Annotated in this window: 13 protein-coding genes; 10 read left to right on the top strand and 3 right to left on the bottom strand. The window is 70.9% G+C overall.

The annotated features are described in order from the left end of the window. Positions 1 to 3 precede the first annotated feature (3 nt). Both ACWCOV_RS29215 and ACWCOV_RS29210 read left to right on the top strand, forming a co-directional pair. A complete protein-coding gene (locus tag ACWCOV_RS29215) occupies positions 4 to 1290 on the top strand; it encodes an extracellular solute-binding protein (protein WP_449832529.1) in 1287 nt (428 codons plus the stop codon). Then, positions 1290 to 2423 carry an ADP-ribosylglycohydrolase family protein gene (locus ACWCOV_RS29210; protein ID WP_449832528.1) on the top strand — a complete coding sequence of 378 codons (1134 nt, stop codon included), beginning with the start codon at positions 1290 to 1292 and terminating at the stop codon, positions 2421 to 2423. Before ACWCOV_RS29215 ends, ACWCOV_RS29210 begins: the two co-directional genes overlap by 1 nt. Positions 2424 to 2426: 3 nt before the next feature. Here the strand turns inward: ACWCOV_RS29210 and ACWCOV_RS29205 are convergent, their stop codons facing one another. Then, positions 2427 to 3236 carry a galactose-binding domain-containing protein gene (locus ACWCOV_RS29205; RefSeq protein WP_449832527.1) on the bottom strand — a complete coding sequence of 270 codons (810 nt, stop codon included), beginning with the start codon at positions 3234 to 3236 and terminating at the stop codon, positions 2427 to 2429. Positions 3237 to 3248: 12 nt separating this feature from the next. Then, entirely contained in the window at positions 3249 to 4811 is a 1563-nt protein-coding gene (locus ACWCOV_RS29200) for an alkaline phosphatase D family protein (RefSeq protein ID WP_449832526.1), read from the bottom strand. 79 nt (positions 4812 to 4890) lie between these two features. Between ACWCOV_RS29200 and ACWCOV_RS29195 the strand changes: the two genes are divergently transcribed. The 7 genes from ACWCOV_RS29195 (at position 4891) to ACWCOV_RS29165 (ending at position 13221) form a co-directional block, all read left to right on the top strand. Continuing rightward, on the top strand, positions 4891 to 6183 hold the full coding sequence (locus tag ACWCOV_RS29195; RefSeq protein ID WP_449832525.1) for an ADP-ribosylglycohydrolase family protein: 1293 nt from the start codon (positions 4891 to 4893) through the stop codon (positions 6181 to 6183). Beyond that, positions 6173 to 7075 carry a ribokinase gene (locus ACWCOV_RS29190; RefSeq protein ID WP_449832524.1) on the top strand — a complete coding sequence of 301 codons (903 nt, stop codon included), beginning with the start codon at positions 6173 to 6175 and terminating at the stop codon, positions 7073 to 7075. The genes ACWCOV_RS29195 and ACWCOV_RS29190 overlap by 11 nt, the downstream gene beginning before the upstream one ends. Further along, positions 7072 to 9060, top strand: a complete 1989-nt coding sequence (locus ACWCOV_RS29185; RefSeq protein ID WP_449832523.1) for an SUMF1/EgtB/PvdO family nonheme iron enzyme — start codon at positions 7072 to 7074, stop codon at positions 9058 to 9060. The genes ACWCOV_RS29190 and ACWCOV_RS29185 overlap by 4 nt, the downstream gene beginning before the upstream one ends. Then, complete coding sequence (locus ACWCOV_RS29180; RefSeq protein ID WP_449832522.1) at positions 9057 to 10244, top strand: CaiB/BaiF CoA transferase family protein; 1188 nt, start codon at positions 9057 to 9059, stop codon at positions 10242 to 10244. Before ACWCOV_RS29185 ends, ACWCOV_RS29180 begins: the two co-directional genes overlap by 4 nt. After that, a complete protein-coding gene (locus tag ACWCOV_RS29175) occupies positions 10245 to 11072 on the top strand; it encodes an HpcH/HpaI aldolase/citrate lyase family protein (RefSeq protein WP_449832521.1) in 828 nt (275 codons plus the stop codon). Between the two features lie 10 nt (positions 11073 to 11082). Further along, the gene (locus ACWCOV_RS29170) at positions 11083 to 12675 is read left to right on the top strand and encodes a phytoene desaturase family protein (RefSeq protein WP_449832520.1); all 1593 of its coding nucleotides are present in this window, start codon (positions 11083 to 11085) and stop codon (positions 12673 to 12675) included. Between the two features lie 138 nt (positions 12676 to 12813). Further along, positions 12814 to 13221: a TIGR03668 family PPOX class F420-dependent oxidoreductase gene (locus ACWCOV_RS29165; protein ID WP_449832519.1), complete on the top strand. Its 408-nt coding sequence runs from the start codon at positions 12814 to 12816 to the stop codon at positions 13219 to 13221. Here ACWCOV_RS29165 and ACWCOV_RS29160 read toward each other — a convergent pair. Then, complete coding sequence (locus tag ACWCOV_RS29160; RefSeq protein WP_449832518.1) at positions 13212 to 14981, bottom strand: ABC transporter ATP-binding protein; 1770 nt, start codon at positions 14979 to 14981, stop codon at positions 13212 to 13214. The two genes, ACWCOV_RS29165 and ACWCOV_RS29160, sit on opposite strands and share 10 nt — an antisense overlap. A gap of 50 nt (positions 14982 to 15031) precedes the next feature. Between ACWCOV_RS29160 and ACWCOV_RS29155 the strand changes: the two genes are divergently transcribed. Continuing rightward, the gene (locus ACWCOV_RS29155; protein ID WP_449832517.1) at positions 15032 to 15640 is read left to right on the top strand and encodes a TetR/AcrR family transcriptional regulator; all 609 of its coding nucleotides are present in this window, start codon (positions 15032 to 15034) and stop codon (positions 15638 to 15640) included.

Here is a 15640-nt window from a genome sequence, read left to right as displayed (position 1 = left end):
GCAATGAAGAAGGTACTGACCGCGTTGCTCGCGGCGGGCGCGCTGGTGACGCTCGCGGCCTGCGGTGGCAGCAGCGACGACGGCTCCGGGGACTCCGGGTCGTCCAACGAGAAGGTGACGCTGAAGTTCCAGAGCCTCGCCTTCCAGAAGACGACCGTCACCGCGACCAAGAAGATCGTCGCGGACTGGAACGCCGCCAACCCGAACATCCAGGTCGAGTACGTCCAGGGCAGCTGGGACTCGGTGCACGACCAGCTGGTCACCCAGTTCCAGGGCGGTACGGCGCCGGACATCATCCACGACGAGTCCGCCGACATCACCGGCTTCGCCAACCAGGGGTACCTGGCCGACCTGTCGCCGTACCTGAGCCAGGAGACGAAGGACGCTGTCCCGCAGGGTGTCTGGGACACCGTGAAGACCGGCGACGGCAAGATCATCGCGGCGCCGACGCTGCTGCAGTCGTACGTCGTGTTCGGCAACTCCGCGCTGCTGAAGCAGGCCGGGATCGCGACGACCGGTGACTCGCTCAGCTGGGACCAGTTGCAGGCGGACGCCAAGAAGCTGACCACCGGCGGCAAGTTCGGCCTCGGCTGGGGTCTGAAGAGCCCGACCGCGACCGTGCTGAACCTGGGCATGAACTTCGACGCGCAGTTCTTCGAGGGCTCCGGCCGGGACGCGAAGGCGAAGATCGGCGACGCCGAGCTCGAGGTGCCGAAGCGGATCCACGCGATGGCCTACACCGACAAGTCGATCGAGCCGACCTCGCTGACCCAGAGTGGTTCCGACGTACTGCCGGGCTTCTTCGCCGGCAAGTACGCAATGGTTGTCGGAGGCAACTACGCGGCGCAGCAGATGGTCGAGCAGGCGCCGAAGGGCTTCCAGTGGGAGGTGCTGCCGCCGCTGAAGGGCACCAGCACGAAGCAGGCGGCGAACCCGCAGACGCTGTCGGTGCCGGCCGAGGGCAAGCACATCGAGCAGTCCGCCAGGTTCATCGACTACTTCATGAAGGCCGAGAACCTGGCGGCGGTCGGTCAGGGTGACTGGCTGATCCCGACCACGCAGGCGGCCCGGGACGCGATCCTGAAGGCGACCGGTGGCAAGAACGGCTGGGAGCAGACGTTGGCCGGCGGCAACGAGCTGACCAAGGCGCCGTTCCAGAGCGTGGAGAACTACCCGAAGTGGAAGGACCAGATCGCGACGCCGGCGCTGCAGGAGTACCTGGCGAACAAGACCGACCTGGCGACGCTGGGCAAGAAACTGAGTGACGGATGGGGTCAGGTCAACAGCTGATGTCCTTCTTGGAGGAGAAAGCGACAGGAGTCCTCGTCGGTGCCGCGGTCGGTGACGCGATCGGTGGCGCCGTCGAGGGCTGGACCCCGGAGGCGATCCGGGAGCGGCACGGCGGCTGGGTGACCGGCATCGTCGGGCCCTGGTACGACGAGTGGCGGACCGCCCGCCCGATCGCGCCGTACCACAAGGGTGACGGGCACATCACCGACGACACCTTGATGACGCACGCGCTGGTCGAGGTGTACGACGAGCGCCGGGCACACCTGGACGCGTACGCGATCGCGGACCTGCTGGTGCCGAAGATGCTGAACGGGCGCCGCTGGGTGCCCGAGCTGGAGACCGACGCGCTGCTGCTGCACCGGGTGTTCCTGGCCGAGAAGTGGCTGGTCACCCGGTTGCACTACGGGCACGTCGACCCGCGCGAGGCCGGCGTCGGCAACATCGTGAACTGCGGCGCGGCGATGTACATGGCGCCGGTCGGGATCGCGAACGCCGGCGACCCGGAGGGCGCCTACGCCGAGGCGGTCGACGTGGCCGGCGCCCACCAGTCGAGTTACGGGCGGGAGGCGGCCGGCGTGTTCGCGGCCGCCGTCGCCGCCGCGATGGCTCCGGACGCCACCGCGGCGTCGGCAGTGGACGCCGCGCTGAGCCTGGCCAAGGACGGCACTCGGAGGGCCGTCGAGGCGGTGGCCGACGCGGCCGACGGGATCATCGACTGGGAGCAGGCGATTCCGCTGCTGCGCAAGGCGATCGAGCCGTTCGACACGGTCGGGCCGGACTACCGGGACCAGTCGCTGGACGCCCGCCGGCCGAGCCGGACGAAGTCGATCGAGGAGCTTCCGGTCGCGCTCGGGTTCGTCCTGGTCTCCGGAGGCGACGTACGGCGTGCCGTCCTCGGCGGCACGAACTACGGCCGGGACGCGGACTCGATCGCGTCGATGGCCGGTGCGATCACGGGCGCGCTGAACGGTCTGGCCGGCGTGCCGGCGGACTGGGCGACCGAGGTCGCCGAGGCGAGCAAGACGGACCTGGAGCGGCCCGGCCGGGTGATGGCTTCGGTGGCGGATGACATCCGCGCGGCCGACGCCAAGCGCTGGGCCCGGCGCACGGCCGTGTTGGACGCACTGGTCTGAATGTCAGTTGGCAGAGGCCTCCAGCTCCACGATCCGCGAGTAGCCGTGGTCGTTGGAGTCGTGGCTGACGAGTTGGACGGCGTCGACCGCTTGCGGCGGAAAGGTCACCGTGACGCGGCCCTGCACGTTGCCGCGCACCTCGCCGACGGTGGTCCAGGCACCTGCAGTGCGGACCCGGATGTCGAAGTCGCGGATGCCCATCGCGGCAGCGGGATAGCGGGTCGAGTCAAGGGTCTGCAGGACGACTCGGCCGACGGTCGCGGGTTGGACGAAGTCGACGCCGTACGTGTCGGGGAAGACGCCCTTGGTGGCGTCGTGCCAGCCGCTGGCGCCCCACTGCTCGGAGTCGGCGTTGCCGTCGACGCCGCCGCACAGCCGCATGTTGCCGTGCGTGGACGAGGCGACTGCCTGCTCACCGAGCAGCAGGTTGTCGCGCGGCGGTACCCCCTGGACGGTGACGGGGACGCGCAGGTGTTCGCGGCCGACGCTGAGATTGACGTCGTACGTCGCGGGCGCGGTGCCGCGCGGGATGGTGATCTCGAGCGGCGCCTTGACCAGTTGGTCGACCGGCAGGTAGCTGGAGAACTGGTGGCGGGACAGCGTCAGCTCCGGATCGCTGCTGATCCGCATGTCGGCGATGGTCGGCTTGCGGCCGGTGTTGGTCATGCCGAGGGTGAGCTTGCCGGACGGGAAGCACGGCAGCGGCACCACCTCGACGGGTTGTGGTGTGGCGCTGATCTCGACGCCGTTGTTGTTGCTGACGGCAACTGCGGCTGCCGGGACCAGGAGAAGGAGCAGGGCGGCGCGGTTCATGACGGGGTCCGTTCAGGCCAGGTGGGTTCCGGGACGGCCGTCCTCGACGACCAGGGTGGCTCGGGTGGACGCGGTGCCGCCGGGGGTGGTGACCCGGTCGACGATGCGGAACTCCGACGTCCACTGGTTGCGGTCCAGCCGGCAGCTCAGGTAGCCGCGCTGGACGTTCTGGAACTTGACGTGCGGGTTCTCGGCGAGCAGCGCGCGGCCGGTGGCGTCGGCGTCGGCACCGTCCTTGCCGGACGAGATCGACGTGGTGACGAACTCACTGCCGACCGCGGGGCTCGCCGGGTCGGCGAAGTTCACGCGGAGGTCGGACGCGACGCTGCGATGCAGGTCTCCGGTCAGGACGACGAAGTTGCGCACCCGCCGGTCGCGGACGCCGGACAGCACCCGGTCGCGGGAGGCGGCGTACCCGCTCCAGGTGTCCATCGGCAGTTCGAGGTCCGGCCCGGTCTTGCGGTCGAGCTGAGCCATCGCGACCTGCTGGGCGACGACGTTCCATCGGCTGCTGGACCGACCGAGCGTGTCGAGCAGCCAGTGTTCCTGCGCGTCGCCGGTGATCGTCCGGGACGGATCCGTGGACACGTCGTCCGGCGGCAGCCAGCCGCCGGTTCCGGTCTGGTCGTCGCGGAACTGCCGCGTGTCCAGGACGCTCAGGTCCGCGGTGCGGCCGTAGCGGAGGTGGCGGTGCAGGCGGATGGACGGTCCGTCGGCGGACTGGTCGAGGCGCAGCGGCATGTGTTCCCAGTACGCGCGGAAGCCGTTGGCGCGCCGTACCAGGAACTCGTCGTGCGGCAGGCCGTCCTCGGAGACGTAGTCGGCCCAGTTGCCCTCGACCTCGTGGTCGTCGAGCGTCACCACCCAGGGCGCCGCGGCGTGCGCGGCCTGCAGGTCGGGGTCGGTGCGGTGCAGCGCGTAGCGCGCCCGGTACTCGTCCAGCGTGAAGATCTCACCGGCGAAGTCGACCGGCACAGCCTGGTTGCGGACGCCGGCCGTCGGGCCGACACCGACCTCGTAGATGTAGTCCCCGAGGAACAGCACCACGTCGTGGTCCCGCCGTACGACGTCCTGGTACGCCGTGTAGTAGCCGTCGTAGAAGGCCTGGCACGACGCGACCGCCATCGTCACCGCGGGCTGGTCCTGCGGCGCGGGCGCGGTCCGGGTACGACCGACCGGACTGAGTTGACCCTTGGCGCGGAAGCGGTAGAAGTAGTGCCGCCACGGACGCAGACCGCGTACGTCGACATGCACGGTGTGGGCGTACTCCGGCCGAGCGTGCGCGGTGCCGCGTCGTACCACTCTGCGGAACGTCTCGTCCTCGGCGACCTCCCAGTCGACGTTCACCGTGCGGTCGTCCATCCCGCCGAACGGCTCCAGCGGGCCCGGTGCGAGGCGTGTCCAGATCACCACGGCGTCCGGCAGCGGGTCGCCCGACGCGACGCCCAGGGTGAACAGCGGGCGATTGTCGGTGCGGTGCGGTATTCCTACTGGACCGAGGCCGGGGAGGTCACCGGTGAGGGCAAGTGCGGCGGCCGCGCCGGTCGCGGTCAGAAAGCTACGGCGGGTGGGCATGTGACGGAGTATCAGGCAGTTCTGAGACGGCGAACCAGTGCGCGTTTCGCCTGCTGCAACAGGGGAAGGAAGTAGCCCGATGAGACTGACCTGGGTGCAGCCCGAAGACCTGCTGCCGCATCAACTGGTCCAATCGCGATCCGAGGGGGTCGACGTCACCGACGTCGAAGAGCGCTGGCTCGCCGCGGGCGGTACGACGCACGCCCCGGCCTCGGGTGCGTCGGACGAACCGGCGTCGCCGGAGCTCCGGTCGCTGGCCCGTGAGCTGATGGACGAGCTCGACCGCCGGTGGACCGGCTGGCCCGAGCCGGACATCCCCGACCTGCCCGTGCTCGGCACGCCGGACGAGTCGCGGGTCCTGAACGCGTGGCTCGGCCGCGCCGCCGGGAACCTGCTCGGCAAGGTGGTGGAGAAGATCCCGCGGGAGGGGATCCGGGAGATCCTCGAGACGTCGGGCCAGTGGCCGCTCACGCAGTACATCACCGCGATCGGCGTGCCGGACGAGGTGCAGCGGCGCTGGCCGTGGAACAAGCGGTCGACGCCGACCAGCCTGCGCGAGAACATCGACGGGATGCCCGAGGACGACGACCTGAACTTCGCCATCCTCGCGCTGCAGCTGCTGGAGCGGCACGGCTCCGCGCTGACCACGGAGGACGTCGCGCTGGCCTGGCTGAACGACCTGCCCGCGGGCCGGGTGTTCACCGCCGAGCGCGTTGCCTACCGCAACCTTCTCGAAGGGGTCGAGCCCGCCCGGGCCGCGGTGGTCGGCAACCCGTTCCGGGAGTGGATCGGCGCCCAGATCCGGACCGACGCCTACGGCTGGGCGCACCCCGGCGACCGGACGGCGGCCGCCCGGCTCGCGCTCGTGGACGCCCGGCTGAGCCACACCGGCGCAGGCGTCGACGGCGCGCTGTGGGTCGCCGCGATGTCGGCCGCCGCGGTGGTCCTGGACGATCCACGCGAGGTGGCCGTCGCCGGCCTCGACGTCGTGGCCAAGGACGGCGCAATCGCACAAGCTGTCCGCTTCGGGCTGGAGCTTGCGGACACGGGCCTGGACGAGGCGCTCGACGCTCTGCACGCCGAGTACGGCGACCTGCACTGGGTGCACGCGGTCAACAACACGGCGCTGACGGCGTACGCCCTGACCGCCGCCGACTTCGGCGACGCGGTCGGTCGCGCGGTGATGGGTGGTTGGGACACCGACTCGGTCGGCGCCACGGTCGGGGCGGTGTTTGGCGCTGTCCGCGGCGTTCCGGCAGAGTGGTCTGCACCACTGGACAACCGGGTGGCCACAAGCCTGCCGGGGATGAACCAGATCGCGATCGACGAGCTGGCTGCGAGGACTGTGGAGGTGGCACGGGGTGGAGCCTGACGTTGTCGTCGTAGGCAGTGCGAACGTGGATCTGGTGCTCCCGGTCCAGCGGATCCCACGCCCCGGTGAAACCGTCCTCGCGGGGGAGATGACCCGTGGCCCGGGCGGCAAGGGGGCGAACCAGGCGGTCGCGTCGGCGCGGGCGGGTGCACGAACTGCAATCGTTGCCTCACTCGGTGTCGATGACTCCGGCGAGCTCCTCCGCGAGGCGCTGTCCGGCGCCGGTGTCGACCTGTCGCTGATCACGCCGTCGAGCACGGCCCCGACCGGGACGGCGATCATCACGGTCGACGACTCCGGGGAGAACTCGATCGTGGTCGCGCCGGGCGCGAACGGCGAGCTGACCCTGTCCGAGGACGCGAGCCGGGCCGTGGGCAGGGCGAAAATCGTGCTTTCCCAACTGGAGATCCCGTTCCCGACCGTCCAGGCGGCGGCCGCGGCGAGCTCGTACTTCATCCTCAACGCCGCCCCGGCGGCCGAGCTGTCCGACGAGCTGCTCGCCGGCGTCGACCTGCTGGTGGTGAACGAGACCGAGGCCGAGCTGATCGCCGGCTCCGACCGGTCCGCGCTGCTCAAGCGGGTGCCGGCCGCGGTGGTCACGCTCGGCGGCGCCGGCGCGCTGATCCTGACCCGCGGCGCCGACGAGATCGCCGTCCCCGGGGTGCCGGTCGACGTGGTCGACACCACGGCCGCGGGGGACACGTTCTGCGGTGTGCTGGCGGCAGCATTGGCTGCCGTGTCAACCACCGAGGCGATCACGGCAAGCGACCTGACGAATGCTGTCCGACGCGCTAACGTTGCTGCTTCACTGAGTGTTCAGGCCGCGGGGGCGATTCCCTCGGTGCCGCACGGGGATGCAATCGACGCGCGTTATGCGGAGGTGTACCTGTGAATCCGCTCGAGCCGCGGCCCATCGATCTGCCCGCCAGGGTCGATCTGGGGCTCCGGGCCGACCTGGCCTACCTCGACGACGCCAAGATCCTCGGCGCGCCGGAGGACCCGGCCGACCTGCCGCGGTGGCGCGGCAAGCTCGCCGAGTGGTTGATCGGCGCGTACGACCGGACGCCGTACGACGGCACCCACTACGAGGTGCCCGGTCGGGAATGGACCCAGACGGCGTACTCGGTGGCGCTCGTCTGGCTCTGGGACGACCAGCTGTACGACGTCCGGACCGGGAGGTTCACCCCGGAGAAGTTCGTCCAGCACGGTGTCGACGACTTCGGCGGGTACGACGCGATCGTGCTGTGGCACGCCTACCCGGTGATCGGGATCGACTCGCGCAACCAGTTCGACTTCTACCGCGACGTGCCGAAGCTGCGCGAGCTGGTCGACGACCTGCACCGGCTCGGGCTGAAGGTGTTCTTCGACTACAACCCGTGGGACGTCGGCACCCGCCGGGCCGCGCGCTCCGACGCCGACGAGTTCGCCGCGCTGGTCACCGAGTACGCCGTCGACGGCGTCTTCCTGGACACGCTGAAGGAGGGCGACCCGACGCTCACCCGCGCGCTGCGCAAGGCGAACCCGTCGATCGCCCTGGAAGGCGAGTCGCGGTTGCCGATGGCAAGGATCGGCGACCACGCGCTGTCCTGGGCGCAGTGGTTCGCCGACACCCGGGCGCCCGGCGTGCTGCGGGCGCACCTGTTCGAGCGCCGGCACATGATGCACCACACCCGCCGCTGGAACCGCGACCACAGCGACGAGCTGCAGTCCGCCTGGGTGAACGGCGTCGGCATGCTGGTCTGGGAGTCGGTGTTCTCGGCCTGGGTCGGCTGGAACGCGCGCGACCGGGCGACCCTGCGCCGGATGGTCGCCGCGCAGCGGGCGTTCGCGCCGGTGCTGCTGAACGGCGACTGGATCCAGCTGACGCCCGAGGTCCCGGACAAGGCGCGTGAACACGGCGTCTACGGTTCCCGCTGGGATCTGGCCGACATCACCTTCTGGACGCTGATCAACCGCGACGAGGAGGACTTCGAGGGCATCGTGCTGCGCTCGGAGGACCAGGTCGGCGACTGGTACGACGTGACCTCCGGGGTCCCGATCACCGCCGACGACGACGGGGTCCACCTGGTTGTGCCGGGGCGTGGTGTCACCGGCATCGTCCGGGTCGGCGCGACCGCGGGACCGAACTGCCGGGCCACGGCCCGACGGCTCGGCACGTTGCCGCGGCCGCACGTCAAGGACTCCGCGTTCCCGATGGCGCCGGCCGTGCGTCAGCCGGTCCCGGAGATCTCCGGCGACGCGGATCTCGGCCCGGTGGTCGTCGTACCGGCGGGGGAGCGGGAGCTTGTCGTCCGGCATCGGCGCCGGGAGACCGGCCTGTACGACCAAGCGCCGTACGTGGAGGAGTGGAAGCCGCTGCCGCCACGGCTGCACGACATCCAGACTGTGAGCCGCTCGGTGTCGCTGAGCGGGATCTCGGTCGCGGTGTCCGAGGTGACCAACGGTGACTTCGCCGAGTTCCTGGCCGCTACCGGCTACCGGCCGCGGATCCCGAACCGCTTCCTGAAGCACTGGGTGGACGGCGCGCCGGCGCCCGGGACCGAGGACCAGCCGGTGACGTACGTCGACCTGCCGGACGCCCGCGCCTACGCGGACTGGCGGGGTGGGCGGTTGCCGACCGAGGACGAGTGGCAGGTCGCCGCCGGGCTGGACGGGTTCACCCGGGCCGAGCCATTGGTGTGGAACCTGACCGAGAGCGAGCACCGGGACGGCCGCAGCCGCTTCTGCATCCTCAAGGGCGGGTCGCACTATGTTGCTGAGGGCTCCGACTGGTACGCCGACGGCGGGCCGCAGGAACCCGAGGTGAGCTTCAAGCTGGTGCTGACCGGTGGTGGTCTCGATCGCTCCGAGACCATCGGTTTCAGGATCGCAGGATGAGGACTGTTCCACTCGACGGTGTGAAGGTGCTGGAGGCGGCGACGCTGTTCGCGGGGCCGCTGGCAGCGACGTTCCTGGGTGACTTCGGGGCCGACGTCACGAAGATCGAGCACCCGGCGCGGCCGGATGCGGCGCGGACGCACGGCGCCTCGAAGGACGGCGTCGGGCTGTGGTTCAAGACGCTCGGCCGGAACAAGCGGCTGGCGACACTCGACCTGTCCCGCGGCCGCGACGTGTTCCTCGACCTGGTGCGGGAGAACGACGTACTGATCGAGAACTTCCGGCCCGGGACGCTGGAGCGCTGGGGGCTGGGCCCTGACGTGCTGTTGGCGGCGAACCCGCGGCTGGTGATCGCGCGGGTGACGGCGTTCGGGCAGGTCGGGCCGTGGTCGACCCGGCCCGGGTTCGGGTCGCTGGCCGAGGCGATGAGCGGGTTCGCGGCGGTGACCGGTGAGCCGGACGGGCCGCCGACGCTGCCGCCGTTCGGGCTCGCGGACGGGATCACCGCGCTGGCGACGGCGTACGCGGTCATGGTTGCGCTGCGCGAGCGGGACCGGTCCGGTCAGGGGCAGGTGATCGACATGGCGATCATCGAGCCGATCCTGATGATGCTCGGCGGCGGGATCACGGCGTACCAGCAGACCGGGTACGTTCAGCCGCGGCTGGGGAACCGGTCGTCGAACAACGCGCCGCGCAACGTCTACCGGACCGCGGACGGCCGGTGGGTCGCGGTGTCGACCAGTTCGCAGAGCATCGCCGAGCGGGTGGTGACGCTGGTCGGGCGGCCGGATCTGGTGGCGCAGCCCTGGTTCGCCACCGGGCGGGAGCGCGCGCAGCACGCGGACGAGCTGGACGAGGCGGTCGGGTCGTGGATCGCCGAGCGGCCGCTGGACGAGGTGATGGCGGAGTTCGAGAAGGCCGAGGCCGCGGTCGGGCCGGTGCACGACATCCGCGGCATCATGACCGATCCGCAGTACGCCGCGTTGCGGACGATCGTGGCCGTGGACGACGAGGAACTGGGGGGACCGGTGCAGATGCAGAACGTGTTGTTCCGGCTGTCGGAGTCGCCGGGGTCGATCAGGTGGGCCGGGCGGCCGCACGGCGCGAACACCGACGAGGTGCTCGCCGAGATCGGCGTGACGCCCGAGCAGCTCGCGGCGCTGCGCGAAGCCGGCGTGGTCTAGGTGCTCACTGCGCTGTACGTCCCGGCAAACCGCCCCGATCGGTTCGCGAAGGCGGTTGCCGCGGGCCCCGATGTGGTGGTGTTCGACCTCGAGGACGCGGTGCCGGTCGACGACAAGGCGGACGCCCGCGGCTGGGCGGTGGCCTGGATCGCCGCGAACGCCTCGGGTCCGGTGGAGGTCCGGGTCAACGCGCCGGGCACGCCGTGGATCGAGGACGACCTGGCCGCGGTGGCCGCCCTACCGCGGATCCGGATCCGGCTGCCGAAGGTGGAGAGCGCGGCCGATGTGCACGCCGTGCTGGAACAGGTGCCGTCGGCAAGGATCACCGCGCTGATCGAGTCACCGCTCGGACTGGAGAAGGCGTTCGAGATCGCGTCGGCCGACTCGCGGGTGGCCGCGATCGCGCTCGGCGAGGCGGATCTGCAGAGCTCGCTCGGCGTGGACGGTCCGGCCGGTCTGGCCTGGGCGCGCGGGCGGCTGGTCGCCGCCTCCCGGGCCGCCGGGCTCGGAGCGCCGATGATGTCGGTGTACCCGCACGTGAACGACCTCGACGGGCTGCGGGAGACGTCGCTGGAAGGCCGGGCGCTCGGGTTCGTCGGGCGTACGGCGATCCACCCGCGGCAGCTCGCGACGATCGTCGAGTGCTTCACGCCCACCGCCGTCCAGGTGGCCGAGGCCGAGGCCCTGCTCGCCGCCGTCGAGAAGGCCGGCGTGTCGGCCGGCGGCGTGATCGTCCTCCCCGACGGCCGGATGGTCGACCCGGCCATGGTGGGGCGCGCCCGCGAAGTGAGCACCCTGATGCGAGAGATCGAGTCGCGGCAGAGCTAAGGTCGTAGGCATGCTGCCGCGCAGTGTTGACGCCGTGGTGATCGGGTCCGGGCCGAATGGGCTGGTGAGCGCGATCGCCCTCGCCGACGCGGGCTGGGACGTGCTCGTGCTGGAGGCCGAGGAGACCTTCGGCGGCGCGGTCCGGTCGACGGAGAGCGACGGCTGGGTCAGTGATCGTTTCAGCTCGAACTACCCACTGGGCGTGGCCTCGCCGGTGCTGCGCGCGCTGGAGCTGGAGAAGCACGGCCTGCGCTGGGCGCACGCGCCGCTGCCCCTCGTGCACCTGCTCGACGAGGAAGGCGCCTCGGTCGCGATCCACCCGGACCCCGAGGACACCGCGAAGTCGATCGGTGCCGACCACCCGGGCGACGGAGACGCGTGGCTGCGGCTCTACCAGCAGTACGTCACCATCCGCGAGCCGCTGCTGAAGTCCCTGCTCACCACCTGGCCGCCGGTCGTGCCGGGAATCAAGCTGGCCCGCAAGCTCGGGTCGGTGGGGGAGTTGCTGCGGTTCGCGCGGTTCATGGCGATGCCGATGCACCGGATGGGCCAGGAACTGTTCGAGGGACCGCGCGGTCCGGCGCTGATCGCGGGCAACTCGCTGCACGCCGACGCACCGCTGTCCGGCGCCGTCAGCGGCACGATGGGCTGGCTGCTCGTCATGCTCGCGCAGGACGTCGGCTACCCGGTCGCGGCCGGCGGATCGAGCTCGCTGTCCGGCGCTCTGGTCCGGCGGGCCGAACGGGCCGGTGCGTTGCTCGTCCGTGGAACGCCGGTTTCGGCGATCGAGGTGTCGTCCGGACGGGTGACCGGCGTACGGACGGCCGCCGGGGAGACCGTGGTCGTCAACCGGGCGGTGATCGCGGACACCTCCGCGCCGACGCTCTACGACTCGTTGTTGCCGAGTGCAACGATCCCGGCCGGGTTGCGGCGGGACCTGGACGAGCGGTTCGAGTGGGACTACCCGACGGTGAAGCTGAACTTCCGGCTGAGCGGGCCGATCCCGTGGCGCTCGCCCGAGGCGCGGTCCGCGGGCGTGGTGCACCTCGGCGGCACCGCCGACGACCTCGTCCACCTGTCCGCCGACCTCGACACCGGCCGGCTGCCGTCGACGCCGTTCCTGCTGATCGGGCAGACCACCAAGTCGGACCCGACCCGGTCGCCGGAGGGCACCGAGGCGGTCTGGGCCTACGCGCACCTGCCGCGCGGGGTGGCCGACGACGAGTCGGCGGCGAAGTTGGCGAACCGGATGGAGCGGGCGATGGAGCGGTTCGCGCCCGGGTTCGGCGAGCTGATCATCGACCGGGACGTGCAGATCCCGAGCGCTCTCGAAGCCGGTAACGCCGCGCTCGGGCTCGGCGCGGTGGGTGGCGGCACCATGCAACTCCAGCAGCAGCTGATCTTCCGTCCCACCATCGGGCTGGGAAGTCCGCGGACGTTCGTCTCCGGGCTCTACCTGGGCAGCTCCGCGGTGCACCCCGGTGGCGGCGTCCACGGCGCCTGCGGTCACCTGGCGGCCCGGACCGCCCTCCGCGACGCCTCCGTGCTCGGCCCGCTCACCCGCACCCTCCCGACGGCCGCGCTCCGCCGACTCCAACGCTGAGCGCGACCACAACCTGCTGCCTCCCACAGTCGGGGGCTTGGACAACAACTGGTGGGCAACCACCTGGTATTTCAGGTGGTAGCCCACTGGATGCTGTTCAAGCCCCCGAGTGCTGACCCAGGTGGTTATGGTCAGGGGGTGCGGTTGGATGAGGCGACGTGCAGGGCCCGGGTCGCGGCGGCGCGGGTCGGGCGGTTGGCGACCGTGGGCGCTGACCTGCGGCCGCACGTCGTACCGGTGACCTATGCGGTGCACGGGGACGAGGTGTACGTCGGGGTCGACCAGAAGCCGAAGACGACGACCGATCTGCGGCGGCTGCGGAACATCGCGGAGAACGACCGGGTCGCGGTCCTCGTCGACGAGTACGACGAGGACTGGACGCATCTGTGGTGGGTGCGGCTCGACGGGGTCGCGCGAGTGCTGCCTTCGCTGCCGGCGGCGGTCGACCTGCTGCAGGCGAAGTACCCGCAGTACGACGCCGATCCGCCGCGCGGGCCGGTGATCGCCGTACAGGTGGAGAACTGGTCGGGCTGGTCCTACACCTGAGTGGCGATCCGGAGGGCGGCGACCAGGTCGCGGTACAGGTCGTCGGTCGCGAGCAACTCCTGGTGGGTGCCGCGGGCGCGGACCCGGCCGGACTCGAGGACGACGATCTGGTCGGCGTCGATGACCGTGGACAGCCGGTGGGCGATCGTGAGGACGGCGCCGGTCCCGGCGATCCGCGCGATCACCTCGTGGACGGCGGCCTCGGTCAGGCCGTCGAGCTGAGCGGTCGCCTCGTCGAGCAGCAGGATCTCGGGGTCGCTGACCAGCGCCCGGGCCAGGGCGATGCGCTGCCGCTCGCCGCCGGAGATCGCCGCAGTGGACAACACCGTGTCGAGGCCGTCCGGCAACTCGCGGACCCGGTCGTCCAGCCGGACTGCCCGTAACGCCTCCCAGAGCGCGGGCTCGCCGGCGTCCTCGTGGGTGTAGAGCAGGTTCTCCCGGAGCGTGCCGGGCACGAGGGGAGTGTCCTGCTCGACGTACACGATCCGGCGGCGCAGATCCTCGAGCGACCACTCCGGCAGCGGTACGCCGTCCAGCACCAGGCGGCCGGAGTCCGGGTTCAGGAAGCGCAGCAGCAGCGAGAACATCGTGGTCTTGCCCGCGCCGGACGGACCGACGATCGCGGTGTGGCCGCGGCGGGGGATGGTGAGGCTGACGTCCTGCAACGCCGGTGCGGCGCCGGGCGCGTAGCGGGCGGTGACGTTCTCGAAGGTGAGTGCCGATGGCACGTTGGCGGTGCGGCCGGGGCTGGTGTCGGCGGGTTCGATCTCGAAGGAGTCGACCTCGCGGATCCGCATCGCAGCGGCGACGCCGGACTGCAGGCCGCTCACGGTCTGGGTCAGGGTCCCGACCGGCTCCATCAGCTGGAATGTGTACAGCAGGAACGCGACCAGGGCGGAGACGGTCAGCAGGTTCTCGCTCACTCGCCAGGCGCCGATCCCGAGGATGAGCAGGGTCGCGGACCCGATCCCGAAGCCGGCCGCGGTCCAGGCGACGGCCTCGTAGCGGACCGCGCGGACGCTCTGCCGGGCCGACTCGGTCGCCTCGGAGATGACCCGCTCGCTCTCTCGTGCCTCGGCCCGGCTGGCCTTGACTGTCCGGATCGCCCGCAGCGCTCCTTCCAGTGCGCCGCCGAGCCGGCCGACCGCACCCTGCGCCTGCTCCTGAGCCTTGGCCATCGGCGGCATCAGCAACGCCACGATGATTCCGACCGCGGCCAGCGCGGCCAGCGTCGTGAGCAGCAGCACGCCGTCCAGCATCGCCATCAGCACCAGCGCGCCGACCAGCGAGATCACGCCGTTGACCAGCTGCACCAGACTCGATGCGGCAGCCTCGCGAAGCAGCACCGTGTCGGACGTGACCCGGGTGACGAGTTCACCGGGGGAGCGGCCCGCGAGCTCACCGACGCGCACCCGGAACAGCCGCCGCACCATCGAGCTCCGCGCGTAGAGCACAACCCGCTCACCCATCTTGCCGAGCAGGATCCACTGCACCAGGCCGAGCCCGGAGCTGATCACGAGCAGTACGACGAGCAGCGTCACGGCCGACGTGATCGGCGTCGACGCGGCCAGGCCGTCCAGGACGGCCTTCGACACCATCGGCGTCGCCAGCGAGGCAGCAGTCGTGCCCAGCCCCAGCACCATCCCGATCGCCAACGTCGATTTGTGCGGCCGGACGAACGACCACAGGGTCCGCACGTTCTCCCAGCGTTGCATTCCTCCCCCTTCGCTCTGGAACGCCAGCGTAGCAGAATCGGACATCAGTGTCCTATTATTAAACCTGAGGGCCCGAGAGGACTACAGTGCAGCCCATGACGGACAGGGTGGAGTCGGGCAGCCGGAGCCGGACGCGGCGGGCGATCCTGGAAGCCGCCGTGGCGGTGTTCGCCAAGCGGCGGACCGCCTCGCTGGGCGACATCGCGACCGAGGCGCAGGTCGCGCGCAGCACCCTGCACCGGTACTTCCCGGACCGTGAGGCGCTGATCCGCGCGCTCGCCGACGACGTCCTTGAACAGACCGAGCGGACCATCCAGGAGGCCCAGCTCGACCAGGGGTCGGCGCGGGAGGCACTGCAGCGGCTGATGACCGGGTGGTTCGACCTCGGCCCGCGGCTGTTCTTCCTGTACAACGAGCCGAGCTTCAACACCACCTATCCGGAAGTCGCGCAGTGGGTGCAGGACTTCTTCGCCCGTCTGGAACAGGTCGGCAAGCCGATCGACCACCTGATCGCCCGCGGGCAGGCCGACGGAGTCTTCGCGCAGTCGCTGCCGCCGGCCTGGATCAGCCGGATGATCTGGTGGCTGGTCTACATCGGCTGGGAAGGCATCACCGAAGGCGACCTGACCCGCTTCACGGGGCCGGCGGTGGTCCTGCAGACGCTCGAGTCCGGCATCCTCGCACCGGCGCCTTCGGAGGGCTGA

It is taken from the genome of Kribbella sp. NPDC002412 (genome assembly GCF_053592935.1).
The sequence above is the reverse complement of the archived record's forward strand: the minus strand, read 5'-3'. Positions and strand labels throughout refer to the sequence as shown.

Excerpts from the sequence above, each read along its gene's own strand:
- ACWCOV_RS29155 (WP_449832517.1), top strand. The coding sequence starts at position 15,032 with ATGACGGACAGGGTGGAGTCGGGCAGCCGGAGCCGGACGCGGCGGGCG.
- ACWCOV_RS29160 (WP_449832518.1), bottom strand. The coding sequence starts at position 14,981 with ATGTCCGATTCTGCTACGCTGGCGTTCCAGAGCGAAGGGGGAGGAATG.
- ACWCOV_RS29205 (WP_449832527.1), bottom strand. The coding sequence starts at position 3,236 with ATGAACCGCGCCGCCCTGCTCCTTCTCCTGGTCCCGGCAGCCGCAGTT.
- ACWCOV_RS29210 (WP_449832528.1), top strand. The coding sequence starts at position 1,290 with ATGTCCTTCTTGGAGGAGAAAGCGACAGGAGTCCTCGTCGGTGCCGCG.
- ACWCOV_RS29195 (WP_449832525.1), top strand. The coding sequence starts at position 4,891 with ATGAGACTGACCTGGGTGCAGCCCGAAGACCTGCTGCCGCATCAACTG.
- ACWCOV_RS29215 (WP_449832529.1), top strand. The coding sequence starts at position 4 with ATGAAGAAGGTACTGACCGCGTTGCTCGCGGCGGGCGCGCTGGTGACG.
- ACWCOV_RS29170 (WP_449832520.1), top strand. The coding sequence starts at position 11,083 with ATGCTGCCGCGCAGTGTTGACGCCGTGGTGATCGGGTCCGGGCCGAAT.
- ACWCOV_RS29200 (WP_449832526.1), bottom strand. The coding sequence starts at position 4,811 with ATGCCCACCCGCCGTAGCTTTCTGACCGCGACCGGCGCGGCCGCCGCA.
- ACWCOV_RS29180 (WP_449832522.1), top strand. The coding sequence starts at position 9,057 with ATGAGGACTGTTCCACTCGACGGTGTGAAGGTGCTGGAGGCGGCGACG.